This window comes from Chryseobacterium vrystaatense (assembly GCF_000737765.1).
GTDB classification, from domain to species: Bacteria; Bacteroidota; Bacteroidia; order Flavobacteriales; family Weeksellaceae; genus Chryseobacterium; species Chryseobacterium vrystaatense.
The window spans coordinates 713,500-735,489 of sequence record NZ_JPRI01000002.1 but is presented as its reverse complement, the minus strand read 5'-3'; the positions used below and the strand labels follow the sequence as shown (position 1 = coordinate 735,489).

Below are 21,990 nucleotides of genomic sequence, written 5' to 3'. Positions count from 1 at the left end.
TCTTAATTTTTTAATTTTTAAATCTTTTAATCTTCTAATTAGCCATCGCTGTGTAGATAAACGTCAGCGAACTATTCACCATATCGATTACCGGCTGAGGGAAAATCCCAAGCACGATAACGAAAACGGCTAAACTTGCCAATACCGAGAATTCCACAGCGGACAAATCTTTTGCTGTACTTAAAACGGCTTCGTCTCCTTCACCAAACATTGCTTTTCCGTAGAATCTCAATAAATAAACAGCACAAAGAATTACCGTAAGACCTGCGATCACTGCAGCCAGTCCGTTAAAGTCATATACAGATTTTAACAAAATAAATTCTCCGATGAATCCATTAGTTAATGGAACTCCCATTGAACCTAATATAATGATCAGGAATAACACGGCAAATTTAGGAGCCACTTTCGCTAAACCTCCCATTTGTCTGATGTCTCTTGATTTAAATCTCTTGTATAAAATATCACAACAGTAGAATAATCCCACTACGTTGATACCATGGGCAAAAGTCTGTACCAATGCACCTTCAGCACCTTCAATATTGAATGTTCCTCTTAAAGTAATCACGGCAGAAGAGAAAATACCCGCTACCATTAATCCAACGTGAGAGAAAGAAGAATACGCTATGATTCGCTTCATATCTGTTTGGATAATCGCAATAAGTGCTCCATGAACAATTCCTACAATAGCAAGAATAATAACGATCTGTCCCGAAATTCCGGCAATAGGAAGTGGAGTGATCGGAAGGAGATAACGGATGACACCATATATCGCCATCTTCAGCATGATCCCTGATAAAAGCATGGATCCCTGAGTAGGAGAGTAGGTATACGTATCCGGCTGCCATGTATGGAAAGGGAATACCGGTAGCTTCACCGCAAATGCAAAGAAGATAAACCAGAATACCACCGTCTGTTGTGCTTCATTAAGCTGAGCATTGTATAGATCAGTTAAAGCGAATGATGCAGAGTGGTTGTACACATAGATCAATCCGGCTAACATAAATAATGATCCCACGAATGTATATACAAAGAATTTCGTAGTGAATTCAAATCTTTTATTTTCCTGGCCCCAAAGTCCGGCAATGAACCAGATTGGAATCAAGGTTACTTCCCAGAAAATGTAGAATAATAATCCGTCTAAAGAAGTAAACACTCCCACAAGACCGAACTGCATCAGCAAAATCAGACCGTAGAATGTATTTCTATAGTTTACATTTTCATTAAAGGAAGATAAAATAATGATTGGCGTAAGAATATTGGTCAACAGCAAAAGCAGTAAACTCATTCCGTCAATCCCGAAATGAAGAGAACTTTTGATGAACTGTGACCAGGGATAATTGATCTCGTGCTGCAAAACACTGTCTACCGTCGGATTAAAATCAAATTCCGCTGCGATGTAGAAAGTAATAAGCATTTGGATCAATGCAATTCCTAGCGCCAAATATTTGCTGGATTTATTTTTCCATGCAAAAACTAATCCCGAACCTACTAGAGGTAATAGTAATAATGTTAATAATAAACCAGACATTATTGTAATATAAAGTTAACAATCAGTATAATTCCCACTGCTAAAGACATGATAAGGATATAAGTCTCTACATTTCCGTTCTGGATACGCTTCATCGCTTTTCCGCTGTCTTCAGCTCCTTCGCCTACGAAGTCCACAAAACGGTCTAAGATCCCTTTATCAAACATCTTTCCTCCGCGTCCTAATCCTTCAACAGTTTTTACAATCAATGCATTGTAAAGTTCGTCTACATATAGTTTTTTAGCAGAAAGCTTTTCCCATCCGGTATAGTTTTCTTCTGCAAGTGCCATTTTTTTCTTTTTCACATAGGTGTTTTTTACAACAAACCATACGGAGAAGAACATAAGCACTGTAGCTGCCAATAGTATCATTTCAGTACCAAAAGGAACTCCCGAAAGGGTTGCTTCCATCTGGTTATAGCTTTGCTCGGTAAGAACAGGTTTAAGCCATTCCATAAGCTTGGCATAATGGCCATGTCCGATAAAGTGTGGAAGGTTAATGAAACCTCCCAGCACAGAAAGGATAGCCAGAACAATCAACGGAAGCGTCATGCTGGATGGGCTTTCGTGTAAGTGATGTTTCTGATCTTCAGTTCCTCTGAATTCTCCATGGAACGTCAGATAATACAGTCTGAACATATACGTTGCAGTCATTGCCGCCAATACAAATAAGATCACCCAATAGATTGGATTTTTAGCAAATGCTGCTACTAGAATTTCGTCTTTGGAGATCATCCCTGAAAGGAGAGGAAAACCTGAGATCGCCAATGTTCCGATAAGGAAAGTTGCGTGGGTAAGAGGGATGTATTTTTTCAGACCTCCCATAAAACGCATATCCTGTTCGTTGCTCATCGCATGGATCACAGAACCTGCCCCTAAGAATAGCAATGCCTTAAAGAATGCATGCGTCATTACGTGGAACATCGCTGTTGTATAAGCTCCCAATCCCAAAGCGATGAACATAAATCCAAGCTGTGAAACGGTAGAGTAAGCCAATACCTTTTTGATGTCGTTCTGACGAAGTGCATAGAATCCAGCCAAAGCAGCAGTTAAGAATCCGATGAATAAAATTCCTCCCTGAACTGTAGGCGCCAAAGTAAATAAGAAGTTTGATCTTACCACTAAGTAAATACCTGCTGTTACCATCGTTGCCGCGTGGATCAACGCTGAAACCGGAGTAGGACCGGCCATTGCATCCGGTAACCATGTATATAAAGGAACCTGAGCCGATTTACCGGTAGCACCGATAAATAAACTGGCCGTAATAAAGATAATTACAGTTCCGTCTAATTCAAATTTTGAAGAGTTCTGTGCTACAGTAAGGTAATCTACTGCATTAGTCTGAGCAGCGATCATAAAGATTCCGATCAGTAAAGCAAGGTCACCGATTCTGTTCATAATGAAAGCTTTTCTTGCTGCCTTACCGTATTCTTCGTTGGTATACCAGAATCCGATCAACAGATAAGAACAAAGCCCTACACCTTCCCATCCGATAAACAGGATGAGGTAGTTGCTTCCCATTACTAAAAGTAACATCGAGAAGATGAAAAGATTCAGATAAGTAAAGAACTTATAGAAACCTTTATCGTGGCTCATATATCCGATAGAATATAAATGGATCAGAGAACCGATCCCTGTAATGATCATCACCATCATTAATGAAAGCTGATCAATCTGGAATCCGACGTTAATCTGAATTCCGTTTACTGTAAACCACTCAAAAGCTTTTACGATCACAGGCTGGCTTTCAGAATCAAATTTCATGAAAAGACTTACAGCGATACAGAAAGATCCGAAAACCATTGCCGTAGCCAGAGAGCCTACGAATATTTTTGGAAGATTTTTTCCGAATAAACCGTTAATAAGAAACCCTAAAAGTGGTAAAAGTACTATTGCATACACTAAATTCTCCATTCCTTATCCTCTTAATTTATTAAATATACTTACATCTACAGAACGGGTATTTCTATATAGCATAGCAATAATTGCCAAACCTACCGCTACTTCAGCGGCGGCTACCACCATAATGAAGAAAACTAAAAGCTGTCCGTCTCCGTTTCCCTTATACGCTGAAAAAGCAGCCAATAAAAGGTTTACAGAATTCAGCATAAGCTCTACACAGCCCAAAATAACAATAGCGTTTTTTCTCAACAATACTCCCAACACTCCAAGACAGAATAATACTGAAGACAGAATGATGAAATAGTTAAGAGGGACGCTTTGTATAAATGTATTTACTTCTCCCATAATTTTATAAATCTTTTTTACCGATTAATACCGCACCTACAATACCTGCCAAAATTAGGATGGATGCAAGCTCAAACGGTAAAACATATTGATTAAACAAAAGTCTGCCCAGATTTTTAGTAAGACCCACACCCTTGTCTACATTTTCAACAACAATGTGATTGTCCTGAACACCTCTGAATACGCCTAAAACTCCAATTAATAAAAGACCGGCTGTAAAAACTCCAACAAATTTTAAAGTATTGTTCTTCTTACTTTCGTCTTGTTTATTAAGGTTAAGCATCATCAGTATGTAAAGGAATAATACCATGATCGCTCCTGCGTATACTATAATCTGAATAATCGCAAGGAATTGGGCATTCAGAAGAATGTACATTCCCGCAATAGAAAACATCGTAACAATTAATGACAAAATAGCATAGAGCGGGTTTTTTGAAAATACAAAATACACTGCACTTGCTACTGCTAAAAACGCCACCAAGAAAAATAAAAACTGATCCATTATTTTACCGCATTTTTTTGTTTCTCGGATTGTCTTGTCGTAATATCAATCCTTTCATTTATTTTTTCCACCAATTTATCTTTTCCATAGATGAAAGATCCTCTGTTGGTTTCTACATCCACCAATCTGTCTGTAAGATAAATAGCAGATTTAGGACAGGCCTCTTCACACATCCCACAGAAAATACATCTCAGCATATTGATTTCATATACTGATGCATATTTTTCTTCTCTGTAAAGACCTTTTTCCTCCTTCGTTCTCTCTGAAGCCGTCATGGTGATGGCTTCTGCAGGACAGGCTACGGCACAAAGTCCACAGGCTGTACATCTTTCTCTGCCTTCTTCGTCTCTTTTCAGAACGTGCTGACCTCTCCAGATGGTAGTTCTGGGTTTCTGTACTTCCGGATATGAATATACTGCCGGAGCACCTTTTATCACGGTTCTTACAGCATGCTTAAATGTAATCCCCATCCCGGTAAAAATAGCAGGAAGGTAGATTTTTTCAGCAAGGGTCATTTCTTTGTTGGAAACAACTTTTGATCTGTTTGTAAGTTTCATTTAATTATAGATGTTAGATGTTAGACGTTAGATGTTAGAAGATGGAAGTGGGTATTTATTTCCCGCATCACCATATTATCACATCATCACATCATCTCATTTTCAAATTATTCTAGTTGGCAAATGCTAAGATTACAGCACCTGTAATCAATAGGTTTACTAATGCCATTGGGATAAGAGTTTTCCATCCTAAGTGCATCAATTGGTCATATCTAAATCTTGGAAGCGTCCATCTGATCCACATAAAGATCAGAATTCCGATTACCGTTTTTGTTAAGAATGCTACAACGCTCAAAATTCCTGCAGCATTTTCGCCCCAGTTCTGAGTTACCCATTCAATTCCCGGATAGTTGTAACCACCGAAGAAAAGAACGACCATGAAAGCATTGGAGATAAACATGTTCACATATTCTCCGAACATATAAAGTCCCAGTTTCATGGAAGAATATTCTGTAGAATATCCTGTTACCAATTCAGATTCACACTCGGGTAAATCGAAAGGGTGTCTGTTGGTTTCAGCCAAAGCAGCTACAAAGAATACAAGGAACGCAATAGGCTGGTAGAAAATGTTCCAGTTCATACCGGAAACCCATGGAATTACTCCCCATAGTTTTCCACCTGTCTGGCTTTCTGTAATTTCTTTTAAATCCAAACTTCCTGTCATCATGATGATAGAAAGTAATGCTAATCCCATCGCCAATTCATAAGAAATCATCTGTGAAGAAGCACGGATAGCACCTAATAACGAATATTTGTTATTCGAAGCCCAACCTCCGATCATAATTCCGTATACACCGATGGAAGCCATACCGATGATAAACAGTACTCCAACGTCAATGTTGGCTACCTGCAGATCAAAAGAAGTCCCTCCAATATTTAAACTTTTACCCCAAGGAATAACTGCTCCTGTGATCAATGAAATAAACATTACCAAAGCCGGTCCCAATACGAAAAGAAATTTTTCGGCATTGGCAGGGGTAAAATCTTCCTTAAAGAAAAACTTTCCACCATCGGCCAGAGGCTGCAGTAATCCGAAAGGTCCGGCTCTGTTGGGACCAATTCTATCCTGCATGATAGAGGCAACTTTTCTTTCTGCCCAGGTAGAGTAGGCCGCTATCGTCAAAGATAGCAGGAAAAGTGCTAATACAAGTATAAGTTTAAATGTTAGTAAATCCATTTTATTTTTATAGATGTTAGATAGAGAGGTTAGAAATTAGAAAGTCTGTTGTCTAATGTCTGAAATCTGATATCTTATTAAAATTATTTTTCGTCTTTTTCACTGATTTCTTTCGCCATAGGATTGTCTAAAACTCTTAGCTCATCCTTTGGTTTTTCGTAGTGGTTCAGTGAAATTACTGAATGTCTGTCGATATGTCTAGGTCCTTCAATATTCCAGTCAGACAGTTCTTTTCTTTCGAAACGACAGGTATCACAGATGAATTCTTCCACTTCGCCCCACTGGTCTTTTCTGGCAGTGACTCTTACGATTTCATCTCCTTTCATCCAAACAGTCGCTTTTCCTGAACATTTATCACATTTACAAGTAGCATTCATCGGCTTTGTAAACCAAACTCTGCTTGCAAAACGTGATGTTCTGTCTGTTAATGCTCCTACCGGGCAAACATCAATAATGTTTCCGATGAAGTCATTGTCTAAAGCTTTATTTAAATAAGTGGAAATTTCAGCGTGATCTCCTCTGAAAAGAATTCCGTGTTCTCTTGAATCAGTAAGCTGATTGGCAGTCAGTACACATCTTGCACAAAGAATACAACGGTTCATATTCAACTTGATATTCGGACCAAGATCGTCTGCTTCGTATGTATTTCTTTCAAATTCTGTTCTTGTCTCAAGGTTTCCGTGCTCGTATCCAAGATCCTGAAGGTGACATTCACCAGCCTGGTCGCAGACAGGGCAGTCCAGAGGGTGGTTTACCAATAAGAATTCGGTAACTGCTTTTCTGCCTTCCTGAGCTTTTTCAGAAGAAAGATTTTTCACTTCCATGCCGTCCATTACATTAGTTCTGCAACTAGCAACTAATTTAGGCATAGGGCGCGGATCTGCTTCCGATCCTTTCGAAACTTCGACTAAGCAAGTTCTACATCTCCCTCCACTGGTTTCCAATTTGCTGTAATAGCACATTGCAGGAGGTACAGATCTTCCACCAATTTGTCTGGCAGCTTCCAAAATAGAAGTCCCAGGCAAAACTTCAGTAGTCTGTCCGTCTATAGTTATTTTGAATTTTTTAACCTCTTCGCTCATATTCTATGCTTTCGCTTATGCTTTTAAGGCGTTAAGCTATATTTTAATTATACTTCTTCGTGTTAAATGTATACCCGACACCTGCAAGGACCTGCCCGAAAACAAAATCCTGACGAGCTTTATCCGGTTTATTATTTAATGTAGTTTTAATATCCCACATATTAATATATCCCGCTTTGCCTTCTACTCTGATCATCCAGTTTTTCCAGAAAACCATGTTAAGACTGGTTCTAAGGTCGGTTCCCATACCTGCAACGTGAAAACGGTCGCTTCTTTCATTTCCAAAAAGCTTGATATTACTTTTAGGAAACATCACCCCGATTCCTGCTCCGTAAGACCATACTAAATCTATATTTTTTTTATGAATAAGATTTTTATATTTCTCAAGACCTAAGTTTTCATAATTAAGTCCGTCTGTATGCTCAAAAGTAAGGAACTGGCTATCTGCTAAATTAACCTGTCCGTTCTGTACCATTCCTGCATATTTTGGATCTGAAATAGTTCCTGAAAAATCAGCCGTCTGGTCCTGCTTCATCACATATTTCATATGATCTATCCCTAAAACAAGTGCAAGATTATCTTTTATAAAATATCCCAGTCTGAAGTTATACTGTGTTACGGTAAACCAGCTTGGATCGATATAAACGATTCCGAATTTGGTAGGTTTATCTCTTGCCTGTACATTATTCAGCTGAAAATCGTAACCGTTTCCTGTGAAATGGATATCAGAATTACTGAAAGCACCTCTGTTCCATCCGTAAAAAATAAACATCTGACCTTTTTTGCTTAGTGGTAAAGGCTTTTCTTTCTTCTTAATTGGAGCCGGACCTACAGTTGGTAAATAATCAGCATCATATTGTAAAGTATCATTTTTAGTTCTCTGTGCAAACACAAAATTTGAGATAACTAATCCAACAACTAATAACTTCTTCATTTTAATTTGTCTAAGCATTTTTTTCAACTGCAGGAATTGGATCTGCATAATGTGCCAATCCATAATTCTGTGTCTGAGACAATTCAGGATTTTTTACATGCCATTCAAACTCGTCTCTGAAGTGACGGATGGCTGCTGCAACAGGCCAGGCCGCTGCATCACCCAATGGACAAATAGTATTTCCTTCAATTTTTCTCTGTATATCCCAAAGAAGGTCGATGTCTTCCATTTTTCCTTCTCCTTTTTCTATCTTTTTCAAGATCTTATGCATCCATCCCGTTCCTTCACGGCAAGGTGTACATTGTCCACAGCTTTCGTGATGATAAAATCTCGCTAAAGTCATGGTATGTTCTACGACACACTGATCTTCATCTAATACGATGAAACCTCCTGAACCCATCATTGTTCCGGTAGCAAAACCACCGTCTGCCAATGATTCATAGTTCATGTATCTTGGTTCTCCGTTTACAGTTCTCAGTAATAAATTAGCAGGAACAATCGGAACAGAGCTTCCTCCAGGAATACACGCTTTCAATTTTTTCCCGTTGGCAATACCACCGCAATACTCATCAGAGTAGATGAATTCCTCTACGGTAATCGTCATATCTATTTCGTAAACTCCGGGTTTATTGATGTTCCCACAGGCAGAAATTAATTTCGTTCCTGTAGATCTTCCTACCCCTATTTTAGCATATTCAGCTCCTGTAATATCAATGATCGGAACGATGGCTGCGATAGATTCCACGTTATTAACTACCGTTGGTCTTTCCCAAAGTCCTTTTACAGCAGGGAATGGTGGTTTCAACCTTGGATTTCCTCTTTTTCCTTCAAGGGATTCCAGCAATGCAGTTTCTTCCCCGCAAATATAAGCTCCTCCTCCTCTCTGAACATAAATTTCACAGTCGAAACCGGTACCTAAAATATTTTTACCTAAAAATCCTGCTGCTTTAGCTTCTTCAATCGCTTCCTCTAAAATATCAGGAATCCATGAATACTCTCCACGGATGTAGATATAAGAAACATTGGAACCTAAGCAGAAAGAAGATATAAGCATTCCTTCGATCAGTAAATGAGGAAGAAATTCCATCAGATATCTGTCTTTGAATGTACCAGGCTCTGATTCATCGGCATTCACTACCAGGTGTCTTGGTACGCCTTCCGGTTTTGCCAGAAAGCTCCATTTCATCCCTGTAGGGAATCCTGCTCCACCACGTCCACGAAGTCCTGAAGCTTTAACTTCTTCAAGAATTTCGTCAGGTGTCATTTTCAAGGCTTTTTCAGCTGCAGTATAACCTCCCTGTTTACGGTAAGTTTCAAAGTAGCGGATGCCTTCTATATGTGCGTCTTTAAGTAAAAGCTTTTTACTCATTTTTATTTGCTTATTGCAATCCGCTTTTGGCTTTTTGCATTAATTAATATTTAAGTTAGTTTAAATTCTAAACTTTAAAATTCAGAATTTAAAATTATTTTAATCTATAGCCACTTGTCCCTGTCTGCAAAGATCAAGGATTTCGTCTACTTTTTCGATTGTTAAATTTTCGTGAAAGAACTTTCCAAGCTGAAGCATCGGAGCATATCCGCATGCGCCAAGACATTCGGCGGGCTTTAAAGTAAACATACCGTCTTCAGTAGTTTCTCCGTCCTTAATGTTCAGTTTGGTTCTGATATGGTCAAGGATTTTCTCACTTCCGCATACCATACAAGGTCCCGTTCTGCATACTTCCAAAACATATTTACCAACCGGCTTCATATTGAACATGGTATAAAAAGTAGCTACTTCATATACTTCAATTGGCTTAATACTTAATAATTCAGCAACATAATCCATTACAGGAACGTCTAACCATCCTCCGAATTCTTTCTGTGCTAAGTGGAGTACAGGAAGAAGAGCAGACTTTTGTCTTCCCTCAGGATATCTTGCGATAATTTTGTGTACCTGTGCTAAACTTTCCGGTTTAAAAGCTATTGTTTCGCTCATTTTCTATCTGAGATTTCAGATGCCAGATAACAGACATCAGATTTTAAATTTTATATATAAAGCAAAGAATCGGACATCTGTTATCTGATGTCTGACATCTTATTTTTTATGCGTCTAATTCTCCCGCAATAATATTCATACTACACATCGTAACGATCGCATCTGAAATTACAGAACCTGTAATCATTTCAGGGTATGCCTGGTAATAGATGAAGCATGGTCTTCTGAAGTGAAGTCTGTAAGGACTTCTTCCTCCGTCGCTTACCAAATAGAATCCTAATTCCCCGTTTCCACCTTCTACAGCGTGGTAAACTTCTCCTTTAGGCACATCCGTTTCTCCCATTACGATCTTGAAATGGTAGATCAAAGCTTCCATTTTTTGATAAACATCTGCCTTTTCAGGGAGATAGAAATCCGGAACATCCGCATGGAACGGTCCTTCAGGAAGATTTTCGTATGCTTGTTTGATAATTTTAAGTGATTCCCAGATTTCCTGCTGACGGACCATGAAACGGTCGTAGGTGTCACCTGCAGTTCCTACCGGAATAATAAAGTCAAAATCTTCGTAAGAAGAATAAGGCTGTGCAACTCTTACATCATAATCTACTCCTGCTGCACGTAAGTTAGGACCTGTAAAACCATAGCTTAATGCTCTTTCCGCACTGATTGCTCCGGCGCCAATGGTTCTGTCCATGAAAATTCTGTTCCTTTCCAATAAAGTACCGAATTCTTTAAATCTTGCCGGGAAGGTCTTTAGAAAATCCTGTAACAATTCATGGAACTTTGGAGTGAAGTCTCTTTCAAAACCTCCGATTCTTCCCATATTCGTTGTCATTCTCGCTCCGCAGATCTGCTCGTACATATCGTAAATACGCTCTCTTTCGATGAACATATAGGTAAGACCTGTAATAGCTCCTGCATCCATTCCGGTTACTCCGTTACAGATCAGGTGGTCACCGATTCTTGCCAGCTCCATCAAAATAACACGCATATAGTCTACACGTTTTGGAACCTCAATACCGATCAGCTTTTCAACGGTCATGTGCCAGCCTAAGTTATTGATCGGTGCAGAACAGTAATTCATACGGTCAGTAAGGGTGGTGATCTGAGAATAATTTCTTCTTTCGGAAATTTTCTCAAATGCTCTGTGGATGTATCCTACGGTCTGCTCTGCATGAAGAATCCTTTCTCCGTCCATCGTTAAGATATTCTGGAAGATTCCATGGGTTGCAGGGTGGGTAGGGCCTAAATTGAGGGTATAAAGCTGTCCGTCAATCTGCTCCTTACTGTCGTACTGGTTAAGTATATTAGATAATGAGTTATCTTTCATAATTTTAAATGCTTTAGGCTCTAGGCTTTAGGCTTTAAGCTAATTGCTTATTGCTTACTGCTTATTGCATTATTTTTATCTTCCGAACATGCTGTCGTTCTTATCCATTCTGGTACCGTCCTCAAGGCGGTATTCCTTCAGCATTGGATGATATCCGAGATCTTCCATATTCAGGATAGGTCTCAGATCAGGATGTCCTTTAAATTTAATTCCGTAGAAATCAAACGTTTCTCTTTCCATCCAGTTGGCTCCGGCAAATAATTCTACAAGAGAATCCACTTCAACATTTTCTCTGGACATAAAGATCTTCAGACGTAATCTGAAGTTGGCCATCATATTGTGCAGGTGATAGACTACACCGATTTCCTTGTCCGGAAATTCAGGGTAATGAATCCCGCAGATATCAGTAAGGAAATTAAATTCTAAAGATGAATCTCTCAGATAGTGAATGATTTTTTTGATATCTTCTTTCTTCACTTCAATAGTCAGCATACCATAAGGTTCTGAACTTGAAATAACAGAATCAGGAAATTCTCTTGTGATGGCTTCTAATACAAATTCGTTTGTCATTTCCCTTAGTTGCTTATGTTGTAAGAATCTAATAATTTCTGGTATTCAGGCATATCTCTTCTTCTGATGCTTTCGCTTTCGCAAAGAGCCTGAACCTGCATTACGCCTTCAATAATCTGCTCCGGTCTTGGAGGACATCCGGGAACGTAAACATCCACCGGAATAATTTTATCAATTCCCTGTAATACAGAGTATGTGTCAAAAATACCACCACTGGAGGCACAGGCTCCAACAGCAACCACCCATTTTGGCTCGGCCATCTGAGTGTAAACTTCTTTTAGGACTGGTCCTAATTTTTTAGATATCGTTCCGCAAACCATCAACATATCTGCCTGTCTTGGTGAGAAAGAGTTTCTTTCCATACCAAATCTCGAAGCATCATAAGTAGGGTTCAGGGTAGCCATAAACTCGATACCGCAACAAGAGGTAGCAAAGGGTAACGGCCAAAGAGAAAACTTTCTAGCCATACCGATTACACTGCTCAGTTTCGTTGCGAAAAATCCTTCTCCTTCATATCCTTCGGGAGCAGGTGCATCTGTTCTTATTACTGGTTTGTTATCTGACATTTTTTTTAGTTTTAGATTTTGAACTATTTCAGATTAAATCTTTGAAAGGAATGATCCAAAAATTCAAAATTGATAATTCACAATTGATTTTTATTTATCCCAATCCAGTGCACCGCGCTTCCAAACATAGAAAAACGCCATGAAGAAGATTGCTACAAACGTAAGTACGGCCAGGAATCCTTCTACTCCGAATTCTCTGAAGTTAACCGCATATGGGTAAAAAAATACGATTTCAATATCGAATAGTACGAACAATACCGCAGTAAGGAAGTATTTAATAGAAAACGGTGTTCTCGCATTTCCCTCAACAGGAACTCCACATTCCCAGCTTTGGTTTTTCACAGAATTTCCTTTCTTCTGTTTAGGCCCCAGAAAATGTGCTCCAAGCAGAGAAACCGCTACGAATGCTATCGCAACACCTGCTTGAATAAGGATTGGAATATAACTTTCAGGTAAATTCATTTTTGCATTATTATCTCAATTTGCAAATTTAGCGAATAAACAAGAAAGCATGAAATTAATAACCTTAAAAGTGGGATTAAAATAAGGAAAACTGGTAATTTAGAATCAATAAAAATAGTACTTATTTCTTCATTTTTTTAAGAAGAGAGTAAGCCATAAAAGAAATATATCCGAAAAGAATACTCGCTAATATTATGTTAACTACCGTATTCATTCTGTCATCTTCGATTTGGAAGAAGAAGTTATAGGCGATAAATGCGGCAATCAAAACAGCAAAAACGATAAGATGTGGTTTCATGGAGTGGGTGATACGGGGTTTGATATTCAGATTTCAGGTATGGTAAAGTATGAGTTATCAGTTTTCAATGTAAAATAAGTCACTAATAACTCATCATTTATCAGTCTTTATTGATGGTCAGCGAATAAGTCCTTCTTCTTTTGTGATTGACAGGATTGTAATCCTGCCACAGAACCTGAACGCTTTTGTTTTCTTCCAGTTCAGGATTGGTTTCGGCAAAACCAATTCCCATACTGGTAAAACGCACAAAAATTTCTTTAAATATGATTGCGGTTACCCCACGTCTCTGATATTCAGGATGAATTCCGATCAGATAAAAATTGGCACGGTCATTTTTCTTTCCGGCCTGTAAAAAGTGCCACCATCCCAAAGGAAAGAGTTTACCTTTTGATTTTTGTAAAGCCTTTGAATAAGAAGGCATTGTGATCGCAAAAGAAACCAGTTCGTTATGTTCGTCCACAACGCAGATAACGTAGTTCTTATCTATAAAAGGAAAATATTTTTCTCTGTAGGTCTGTATCTGTTCGTCTGAAATAGGGGTGTAGGTAGAAAGGTGCTTGTAGGTTTCATCAAGCAGTTTAAACATAGGTTCTACAAAAGGCAGGATCTCCTGTTTTGATTTGAAATTAAGAACTTTAAGCTTGTATTTCTGCGCAATCAATCCGCTGAATTTTTCCACCTTTTCCGGTAAAACTTTCGGGAAATTCATTTCGTATTCCACCCATTCTTTTTCTTTGGTAAGGCCCAGTTCTTCAAGATGTTTAGGGTAGTACTCGTGATTGTAAATCCCAATCATGGTTGCCAGTTTATCAAAGCCCATGGTGAGCATTCCTGCCTTATCAAGATTGGTAAAGCCCATAGGTCCTTCAATCTTGTCGATACCGTTTTCTTTGGCGTAATCTATTGCTTGTTGGATCAGAGCTTTAGAAACTTCTTTGTCATCAATAAAATCGATCCATCCGAAGCGTACTTTTCTGATCCCCAGTTCCTGCTCTTCTTTGTGATTGATAATGACAGCAATTCTTCCAACTACCTTATTGTCCTTTAATGCCAGAAACTGCCTGGATTTAGAATAATTCAAAGCGGGATTCTCTTTTGCATCCCAAACTTTAAATTCATCTTTAATAAAAGAAGGAACATAATAAGGGTTGTTTTTATACAGATCCATTGGAAACCTTACGAATTGTTTTAATTCCGCTTGGTTTTTCACTTCAATAACTGAAACTTTAGACATATGTAGAGGGTAATTAGAGGACAAATATAAATAATAAAATGTAATACTTTGGCACAGTTTTTACATCATTATGGTTAAAATTTAAACACAAAAATCTACATAAAATGACGGGCTATTATATAATTATCGGTATTTCAATGCTGGTGAGCTGGTGGGTTTCATCCAGGTTGAAGTCGAAATTTCAATACTATTCCAATGTACATCTCAGAAATGGTCTGTCAGGTAAAGAAATTGCAGAAAAAATGCTTAGAGATAACGGGATCAATGATGTACAGGTCATTTCAGTTCCCGGTCAGCTGACGGACCATTATAATCCGGCAGATAAAACAGTCAATCTTTCTGAAGGAGTTTATATGCAGAGAAATGCAGCTGCGGCTGCAGTGGCTGCACACGAATGCGGACATGCGGTACAGCATGCGGTAGGATATTCAATGCTGAATCTGCGTTCAAAACTCGTTCCGGTGGTCAATATAACTTCTAATCTGATGCAGTTTGTACTGATTGCAGGTATCGGAATCATGGCAGCAACAAGATCCATCGAGGATCCAAATGGAAATACCGCCGTTTTGGCGATAGGAGTAGCGATGTTTGCGATGACGACGCTCTTTGCTTTTGTAACGCTTCCCGTGGAATACGATGCAAGCAACAGGGCTATGAAATGGCTGAAGGATACAGGTACGGTTACTCAGGAAGAATTTGTCGGTGTACAGGACAGTTTGAAATGGGCAGCAAGAACCTACGTTGTAGCCGCTATCGGATCGCTGGCGCAGCTTCTTTATTGGGGTTCCTTACTGCTGGGCGGAAGAAGAAATTAATCTTTAAATTCAAATGAAACATACTGCATCTCGGATAGCTTTTCTGAGATGCTTTCTTTTTGGGCTAATTTTAAAGAAGCGGTCAACAGGCAGTTTTCGTTAGCATCAAAATTCAAAACTTTAGCATCAAATTTTGATAACAGGGTGAAGATGGTATTCTGCTGATTGAAATTAAACTGAATTTCAATTTCTGCTTCAAGTTCCCGGGTAATAATGTTAGCTTCTTCCAGAGTGATCTTTGCACATTCCTTATACGCTTTTACCAGGCCTGAAACTCCGAGTTTGGTTCCTCCATAATACCGTACAGAAATCACCAGAACATTCGTGATCTCATGAGCAAGCAGTTGGTTATAGATGGGAAGCCCTGCACTTCCTGACGGTTCACCATCATCGTTTGCCCGATAGTTTTCGCCTTCCAGACCCATTCTGAAGGCATAACAGTGATGAGTCGCCTTAGGGTGTTCAGTTCTCACTTTCTCCAGAGCGTCCTTCAGTTCTTTTTCATTATTGACAGGGAATGCAAATCCGATGAACTTGCTTCCTTTTTCTTTCAGTAAAGTATTTTCTATAGGTTTTTCTATGGTTTTGTATTCGAACGTCATTATAGCCGGCTTTATAAATGCAAAAGTATAAAATGCTTTATAAGTTACACAATGATACCTAAAGAAGCCGTCAAAATTTTGACGGCTTCCTGTTTTTTTTGATTGTACAGTAGTTTAATCTATGGATCTATGATCCACAATAATCTAACGGAAGTAAGCACATATAGTTTGTCGGGCCGCAATAATCCTCAGGACATCTGTCTCTGCATCTGGTAGCTTCTCCGGTAGGCAGCGTACAGTTTACAAATACTATTGCGCCACCGCTGATATTTTTTAATTCGATTCTTGAAATTTTCTTTAGATTTCTCATTTCGTTAAAATTTGGATTTATATTGTTTTAATTCACCGTTAAGTTAATTATTAATTTTTTAACTGAAATGTGAATTTTTGAGAAATTTATTATGTTAAATAATTATTTAAAATAGTGTTAAAGAGTGCAATAGTTGAGATAGCTTAAAATTATTTAAAAATTTAAAGAGGAGTTAATCTAAATGTCCGGCCCGGTAATATGAAATAGTATTGTCTCTAAACTCTTTGGTTTCATAAGGGGATAAAAGCATTTTAGGTGCATGGGTACCATTCTCCAATTGAAGTCCCTCGTTTTTAATGATCATGGCTTCATCCCACAGCCCCTGATGAATGAACTGCTGCAATGTGTAACTTCCTCCTTCTATTATGACTGACTGAATCTGCTCTTTGTAAAGAATATCCATCAGTTCGTTGAGAAAGTTTTCTTTTCCGGCTTTGATAAATTTGACATTGTTTTCTGCTCCTTCTTTTGTAGTATTGATGACCAAAGTGGGGGCTTCATCATTATAGATCTTAAAATGGTCAGGAACTTTCAGATTAAAATCGATAAGTACTCTTACGGGATTAACTCCTTCAGCATGTCTGACTGTTAAGCCTGGATTATCATTTAAAGCAGTCTGTGTTCCGACCAATATGGCATGTTCGTCAGCTCTTAACTGATGCACCAACTGGTTAACCATAGAATTTGAAATAGCTGTAGGTTTAAAATCTTTATCAAGGAAACCATCTCCTGATTCTGCCCATTTCAGGATGATATAAGGTCTTTTCTTTTCATGATAAGTAAAGAATCTTTTGTTCAGTTCCGTGCATTCCTTTTCCAGAATTCCGGATATGACTTCTATGCCCGCATCCTTAATGATCTTTTTCCCTTTTCCATTCACCTTATCATGGGAATCCATCGCACCAATGACTACTTTCTTAAACCCAAGTTCTTTGATTTTCAAGGCACAGGGAGGGGTTTTCCCGTAGTGGGCACATGGCTCCAGGGAAACATAAATTGTGGATTCAGGAATAAGATCTTTATTTTCTACAGAGTTGATAGCGTTGATCTCTGCATGGTTTTCTCCGGCTTTGTGGTGGTACCCCTCACCAATGATTTTACCATCGTGCACAATCACACTGCCTACAAGAGGGTTGGGGTAGGTCTTACCCAAAGCTTTTTGGGCAAGTTCAATACATCTGCTTATGTATAATTCGTTGTTGTTCATAGGTGAAAAAAAAGGCGAAGACAAATTTCTTTGCTTCGCCTTTGTTATATTTTTTTAGTAGATTAATCTCCTGCAATGATATTGTGAAGATTTTGTCTTAAAGTTTCAAGATGAGCTTTCTTCTCGTCGATGGTATTGAACGTATCTCTCAGAAGTGGATTTTCTTTAGATGGATTTTTGAAGAATGCCAGGTTGTTTTCCAGTTTTACAATTTCGCCTTCAAGATCAGAAATCTGACTCTTGATCTTTCTTGCTTTATCAGTAAGCTGGTTTTCTGTCAATCCTTCTTCTTTAAGCTCAAGCTCATTAATCTTATTGAGTTTGAGTTTTTCTCTTAACGTTCTGTTGAACTCGGTATTGATTGCTATTTTGTCTCTTGGTACTTTTCCGATGTTGTTCCAGGCTGTTTTTATAGCTTCTATTCTCTCAATACTGCCTTCGTCGTTGGATACTGTTTTAAGATTTTCAAGAATTTCTTTTTTCTGCTTGTAATTCTCTTTCCAGTTGTCGTTGGAAGCATTGTTTTTCTCTCTGTAATTATTGAAGAACGTATTGCATGCATCACGGAATTCATCCCAGATTTTGTTGGTCATGCTCTTTGGAACGTGTCCGATTTTTTTCCAGTCTTCCTGAAGCTTTTTGAATAATGGAACGATAATATCCCATTCTTCATTGTTCATATTGTCCTGAGCAGTTTGGATAAGTTTTAATTTTTCTTCCAGATTGGTCTGCTGAGAACCTTTCAGAGATTTATAGTAATTATTTTTTGTGGTATTGAAACCTCTTAGTGTGGTTTTGAAATCATTCCAGTTCTGATTGGATAGTTTTCTTGGAACACTTCCTGTTTTTAAGAACTCGGAGCGGAGGTCTTCCACTCTTTTGATGGAGTTTTGCCAGTAGCTGTGGTTCGGGGTTTCAGAAGGTTCAGAGAGTTTTTTGATCTCTGTGATGATCTGATTCTTCTTCTCAAGATTGTCATTCTGTTCGCCTTCAATAGCAGCCGAAAGTTCAGATTTTCTTTCGTGAATTTTGTTGGAAATTTCTTTGAATTCTTCCCACGTTTTTTCACGGAATTCTTCTGCTACCGGCTCAGCTTCTTCTTTCCAAAGTTTATGAAGGTACTGAAGCTCATTCAATGCTTTCTGAATCACAGGCTCACTTTCCAGTTCTTTGGCACGGGCAATGATATGCTGTCTCTTCTCCAGATTGTGACTGAATTCCTGCTCCAGGAATTCTTTATTCAGATCCAGCATCTGGTAAAACTGATTCAGATGGTGGAAATAGTTATTGTTAAGAATCTTAAACTCAGATTTCGCTACCTGACCGGCTTTTGACCATTCTTCTTTGATCTCACGGATGGATTTGAAAAGATTGGTTCCTGCTTCAGAGTTGGTATAAAGATTTTTAAGTCTTTCTATGATATTCTGACGGTGATCAAGGTTTTTCTTCTGTTCTTCATCCTGAGATTTCTGGTAGGAATCATGCTTTTCTCTGAAGATGTTGATTAAAGCAGACAGCTTTGACTGTGAAGGATGCTCATAGCTGAAATTTTCAGGAGCATTTCCACCTTCTTCGTATTCATGCTTTTTATCTTCTACCTCGTCATGGATATAGTGACTTGCTTTTTCTTTTAAAAGATTGAATCTTTTGAAATTTTCACCTGCATTGGCCGTATTGATGATGGTTTCCATTTCTTTCAGAGCATCAGCCAGAGATATGTCATCAGCGTGATCCTCCTCCAGATGCGGGGTATCATCATCAGGTGTGTTTTCACCATGAGATACGGGAGTTTCTGATGTTTCTTCTTGTGATACTTCGTTAGAATTATTATTTTCTTCGTTTTCAGAAAGATTGTTTTCTGTAGTCATAGCAAATCTTTTATGTGAGTGGCGTTAATATCCTTTTGTATATAGCCGTCAAGCCAATTAAGGTACTAATTTAGTTTATTTTTTTTGAAAATTCCAAATTTCCCAAGCTTTTTCTGCTTGCTGTTCAAGCATGTAATATCCGTTGACTGTTTTGGCTCCTTTTTCAGATGCTTTAATGATGAATTGGGTGTAGTTGGGGTTGTAAATAAGGTCAATAACCAGATGCTCAGAAGTAATCCCGTCAAAAGGGAATTCCAGACAGTCTTCCACATTCGGGAATGTGCCTACCGGGGTACACTGAATGATGATTTTATGATCTGCAACTGTTTCGCTGTCAAGGTTCTGGAAATTGATTTCTGAATTTCTGGAAATGACAGACGATGGGATTCCATGTTTATCCATCACGTATTTTACAGCTTTGGCAGCACCTCCGTTTCCAAGGATCAGAGCCTTGTTATGGTGAGATTTTTTGTGAAGGAGAAATGTTTTTTCGAAACCGAAAGAATCAGTATTGTACCCTGTCTTTTTGCCGTCCCTGATTAAAACACAGTTAACAGCACCAATTTTTTCAGCTTCGTCACTGAGCCCATCAAGGTAATCAACGATCTTTTCTTTGTAAGGAATCGTAACATTGAATCCTAAAAGTTCGGGATCGTTCAGGAGGTTTTCTACTTCGTGTATTTCTTTCAGGTCAAAAATATCGTAGGTGAAGTCTTTCAGCATCAGCTTCTGAAACTTGTCTTCAAAGAATTTTTTGGAAAAGGAATAGGAAATATTCTTTCCTATGAGTCCTAATTTTTTATTGGAATCCATACATCAAAAATAAAAAAAAGACCGAATAAATCGGTCTTTGTTATCAAATATTTTTTAAGGTTTAGTCTACGATGAATTTTGTAGAGAAACTGTCTGTCTTTAGAATGTAGTTCCCTTTGGTAAGTCCTTTAAGATGAATCTTATTAGAATTTTTGAAAGGATGAGCGATTACTTCGATCAGTTTTCCTGAAAGGTCATAAATTTCAGCTTTTACAATTTTATCTAATTTCTCACCTTTTACAAACAATTCATTGTTTTTAACCGGGTTAGGGTAGATGGTGAATTCAGATTTGTCCTTCTTAACCTCTGAAGTACCAAGTGCACTGAAACATGTCCAGGTAAGATCATCCAGTGCCACTCTGTTTCCGCTGTTAGATACAGGGTTAACAATTTTGATCACTACGTTTCCTGCTACATTGATATTGTTAATGGTTTGTGTAGATACTGCTTTGTCAGCTGTATAGTTGATCGTACCCACCTGAACGTCATTCACGAATACGTTTAGAAGTCCGGCTGTGCTTCCGTATTTCAGCTGAGTTTTCACGGTTAAATTCTGAATACCTCCTGAAACTGTTGAACTGGTTAAATTACCATTTCTGATCGTAATGGCTTTTCCGTTAATCGTTTCGTCAACTCTGGAAACGGTAGAAGTCCAGTTGATATTATTATTGGTCCAGGTTACCGTCAGATAGGTATTGGCAGGACCGGTAATCAATTCAAAATCTTCTGTTCCACAGCTTGTATTTCCGCCAGGCTGTCCTGCCAGAGTAGTTTCTGTAGCGATATTACTTTGAGGCGATGGGTTTCCGGCAGCATCTTTAGCAATAATATAGAAATTATAAGCTGTAGAGGATGCTAAACCTGTAACAACAGTTGATGTTAAAGATCCTCCAACAGTAGTTTTTAAAGTTCCGTTGGCATAAATCTCATAAGATGCTACGCCGATATTATCTGTAGCAGCAGTCCAGCTTAAAGCGACAGAGTTTGAGGTCGGGTTGCTGGCAGCTACATTGGTTGCTGCAGTAGGAGGGGTGGTATCCAGAACCGGAGTTCCCCAGATTTGAGTTGCATATTCAGGGTGGTCAATAAAAGGGTTTCTGTTTCCCTGAAAAGTATAGGATGCATTATTTCTCGCTATTTCCTCAGGAGATACAGGATCCATTAAGTGCCATTCCAAATATTGCGTAAGAGCCCAGCTTTGTAACCCTGGAAATGGTGTGTTACCTAGCATACCTCCTGATGTAAATCCTGATAGCTTAGCTTCGTATCTTGTTACAAAATAAAAGATCATTCTGGCAATATCTCCTTTAAAAGTATCGATAGGTTCAAACACAATCCCAGTATATCCCGGAGATACGGAATTTCCTAATTTAGAATTATTTAGAGAAGTAAAAGAAGGATTATTTCCTACTTTTCCAAATGGATAGTTGGATCTTCTGCCGTTTACTTTTCCATCAGTGGGACGGATAAAGTGAATGTCGGAAACCATTGGTGTTGCTGAGCCAAATAAACTTTGAGGAATCACGTGTTCACGGTTATAGCAGTCGCCTTCATTGGTGTAATTTCCACACTTCTTAATTCCCGGTATGTAATTGTACGGATCTGCACCGGTAGGGTTTTCAGAGTAAATGTCAAGAACGGTTCCGTCGTTTTCGAAGAAAAAATCACGGTCTGTTGTGTTATAGCCTGTATACAGTCCATCATATCCGTGGTCTACGTGTCCGTTTTCTATGATCGTTTTCAGGGCTGTCTTAAGGGGAGCGCCTGTTAAACCTGCTGCATTATTGTAATAATCTGCAGGTGCCTGTGCTGATGCAAAAATAATTGCAGTACTCAGCAGTAAAAAGGATAAAATTCGTTTCATTTAAAAAAAATTGGGCCGTAAAGGTACAAAAAATTGAAAATGAAGGA

The 21,990-nt window shown here is 38.5% G+C and carries 23 protein-coding genes; 1 reads left to right on the top strand and 22 read right to left on the bottom strand.

Annotation, left to right across the window (positions count from 1 at the left end):
* Nucleotides 1–34 precede the first annotated feature (34 nt).
* The 16 genes from IW16_RS09025 to IW16_RS08955 all read right to left on the bottom strand — a co-directional run bounded on the left by IW16_RS09025 (nucleotide 35) and on the right by IW16_RS08955 (nucleotide 14,464).
* Nucleotides 35–1,528, bottom strand: a complete 1,494-nt coding sequence (locus IW16_RS09025; protein WP_034742395.1) for a complex I subunit 4 family protein — start codon at nucleotides 1,526–1,528, stop codon at nucleotides 35–37.
* Nucleotides 1,528–3,441, bottom strand: a complete 1,914-nt coding sequence (gene nuoL, locus IW16_RS09020; RefSeq protein ID WP_034742392.1) for an NADH-quinone oxidoreductase subunit L — start codon at nucleotides 3,439–3,441, stop codon at nucleotides 1,528–1,530. Before nuoL ends, IW16_RS09025 begins: the two co-directional genes overlap by 1 nt.
* Nucleotides 3,442–3,444: 3 nt before the next feature.
* Nucleotides 3,445–3,774 (bottom strand): NADH-quinone oxidoreductase subunit NuoK, encoded by a 330-nt coding sequence (gene nuoK / locus IW16_RS09015; protein ID WP_034703571.1) that lies wholly within the window; start codon nucleotides 3,772–3,774, stop codon nucleotides 3,445–3,447.
* A 4-nt stretch (nucleotides 3,775–3,778) separates the two neighbouring features.
* Nucleotides 3,779–4,276 (bottom strand): NADH-quinone oxidoreductase subunit J family protein, encoded by a 498-nt coding sequence (locus tag IW16_RS09010; protein WP_034742389.1) that lies wholly within the window; start codon nucleotides 4,274–4,276, stop codon nucleotides 3,779–3,781.
* A complete protein-coding gene (locus tag IW16_RS09005) occupies nucleotides 4,276–4,833 on the bottom strand; it encodes a NuoI/complex I 23 kDa subunit family protein (protein ID WP_034703566.1) in 558 nt (185 codons plus the stop codon). Before IW16_RS09005 ends, IW16_RS09010 begins: the two co-directional genes overlap by 1 nt.
* Nucleotides 4,834–4,945: 112 nt before the next feature.
* Nucleotides 4,946–6,010, bottom strand: coding sequence for an NADH-quinone oxidoreductase subunit NuoH (nuoH, locus tag IW16_RS09000; RefSeq protein WP_034742385.1), 1,065 nt, complete (start codon nucleotides 6,008–6,010; stop codon nucleotides 4,946–4,948).
* An 83-nt stretch (nucleotides 6,011–6,093) separates the two neighbouring features.
* Nucleotides 6,094–7,092 carry a 2Fe-2S iron-sulfur cluster-binding protein gene (locus IW16_RS08995; RefSeq protein ID WP_034742381.1) on the bottom strand — a complete coding sequence of 333 codons (999 nt, stop codon included), beginning with the start codon at nucleotides 7,090–7,092 and terminating at the stop codon, nucleotides 6,094–6,096.
* Between the two features lie 43 nt (nucleotides 7,093–7,135).
* The gene (locus IW16_RS08990; RefSeq protein ID WP_034742819.1) at nucleotides 7,136–8,026 is read right to left on the bottom strand and encodes a hypothetical protein; all 891 of its coding nucleotides are present in this window, start codon (nucleotides 8,024–8,026) and stop codon (nucleotides 7,136–7,138) included.
* Nucleotides 8,027–8,036: 10 nt separating this feature from the next.
* Nucleotides 8,037–9,395 (bottom strand): NADH-quinone oxidoreductase subunit NuoF, encoded by a 1,359-nt coding sequence (gene nuoF, locus IW16_RS08985; RefSeq protein ID WP_034742378.1) that lies wholly within the window; start codon nucleotides 9,393–9,395, stop codon nucleotides 8,037–8,039.
* A 99-nt stretch (nucleotides 9,396–9,494) separates the two neighbouring features.
* A complete protein-coding gene (locus IW16_RS08980; protein WP_034742374.1) occupies nucleotides 9,495–10,004 on the bottom strand; it encodes an NADH-quinone oxidoreductase subunit NuoE family protein in 510 nt (169 codons plus the stop codon).
* Between the two features lie 106 nt (nucleotides 10,005–10,110).
* Nucleotides 10,111–11,334, bottom strand: a complete 1,224-nt coding sequence (nuoD, locus tag IW16_RS08975; protein WP_034742372.1) for an NADH dehydrogenase (quinone) subunit D — start codon at nucleotides 11,332–11,334, stop codon at nucleotides 10,111–10,113.
* Nucleotides 11,335–11,409: 75 nt separating this feature from the next.
* Nucleotides 11,410–11,904, bottom strand: a complete 495-nt coding sequence (locus IW16_RS08970; RefSeq protein WP_034742369.1) for an NADH-quinone oxidoreductase subunit C — start codon at nucleotides 11,902–11,904, stop codon at nucleotides 11,410–11,412.
* Between the two features lie 5 nt (nucleotides 11,905–11,909).
* Nucleotides 11,910–12,470, bottom strand: a complete 561-nt coding sequence (locus IW16_RS08965; protein WP_034742366.1) for an NADH-quinone oxidoreductase subunit B — start codon at nucleotides 12,468–12,470, stop codon at nucleotides 11,910–11,912.
* A gap of 90 nt (nucleotides 12,471–12,560) precedes the next feature.
* Entirely contained in the window at nucleotides 12,561–12,932 is a 372-nt protein-coding gene (locus IW16_RS08960; protein ID WP_034742363.1) for an NADH-quinone oxidoreductase subunit A, read from the bottom strand.
* Between the two features lie 121 nt (nucleotides 12,933–13,053).
* Nucleotides 13,054–13,230 carry a hypothetical protein gene (locus IW16_RS26610; RefSeq protein WP_165571974.1) on the bottom strand — a complete coding sequence of 59 codons (177 nt, stop codon included), beginning with the start codon at nucleotides 13,228–13,230 and terminating at the stop codon, nucleotides 13,054–13,056.
* A gap of 100 nt (nucleotides 13,231–13,330) precedes the next feature.
* A complete protein-coding gene (locus IW16_RS08955) occupies nucleotides 13,331–14,464 on the bottom strand; it encodes a GNAT family N-acetyltransferase (RefSeq protein ID WP_034742360.1) in 1,134 nt (377 codons plus the stop codon).
* Nucleotides 14,465–14,568: 104 nt separating this feature from the next.
* On the opposite strand from IW16_RS08955, the gene IW16_RS08950 reads away from it, so the two are divergent.
* On the top strand, nucleotides 14,569–15,279 hold the full coding sequence (locus IW16_RS08950) for a zinc metallopeptidase (protein ID WP_034742357.1): 711 nt from the start codon (nucleotides 14,569–14,571) through the stop codon (nucleotides 15,277–15,279).
* Here IW16_RS08950 and IW16_RS08945 read toward each other — a convergent pair.
* From IW16_RS08945 to IW16_RS08925, 6 genes are all read right to left on the bottom strand, one after another.
* Complete coding sequence (locus IW16_RS08945; RefSeq protein ID WP_034742355.1) at nucleotides 15,276–15,881, bottom strand: IMPACT family protein; 606 nt, start codon at nucleotides 15,879–15,881, stop codon at nucleotides 15,276–15,278. The two genes, IW16_RS08950 and IW16_RS08945, sit on opposite strands and share 4 nt — an antisense overlap.
* 127 nt (nucleotides 15,882–16,008) lie before the next feature.
* A complete protein-coding gene (locus tag IW16_RS26445) occupies nucleotides 16,009–16,191 on the bottom strand; it encodes a bacteriocin-like protein (protein WP_131327864.1) in 183 nt (60 codons plus the stop codon).
* A 172-nt stretch (nucleotides 16,192–16,363) separates the two neighbouring features.
* Nucleotides 16,364–17,398 carry a bifunctional diaminohydroxyphosphoribosylaminopyrimidine deaminase/5-amino-6-(5-phosphoribosylamino)uracil reductase RibD gene (gene ribD / locus IW16_RS08940; RefSeq protein WP_034742352.1) on the bottom strand — a complete coding sequence of 345 codons (1,035 nt, stop codon included), beginning with the start codon at nucleotides 17,396–17,398 and terminating at the stop codon, nucleotides 16,364–16,366.
* Nucleotides 17,399–17,460: 62 nt separating this feature from the next.
* Complete coding sequence (locus tag IW16_RS08935) at nucleotides 17,461–19,266, bottom strand: DUF349 domain-containing protein (RefSeq protein ID WP_034742349.1); 1,806 nt, start codon at nucleotides 19,264–19,266, stop codon at nucleotides 17,461–17,463.
* A 75-nt stretch (nucleotides 19,267–19,341) separates the two neighbouring features.
* The gene (locus tag IW16_RS08930; protein WP_034742347.1) at nucleotides 19,342–20,079 is read right to left on the bottom strand and encodes a shikimate dehydrogenase family protein; all 738 of its coding nucleotides are present in this window, start codon (nucleotides 20,077–20,079) and stop codon (nucleotides 19,342–19,344) included.
* A gap of 61 nt (nucleotides 20,080–20,140) precedes the next feature.
* Nucleotides 20,141–21,943, bottom strand: coding sequence for an endonuclease (locus IW16_RS08925; RefSeq protein WP_051890031.1), 1,803 nt, complete (start codon nucleotides 21,941–21,943; stop codon nucleotides 20,141–20,143).
* Nucleotides 21,944–21,990 lie beyond the last annotated feature (47 nt).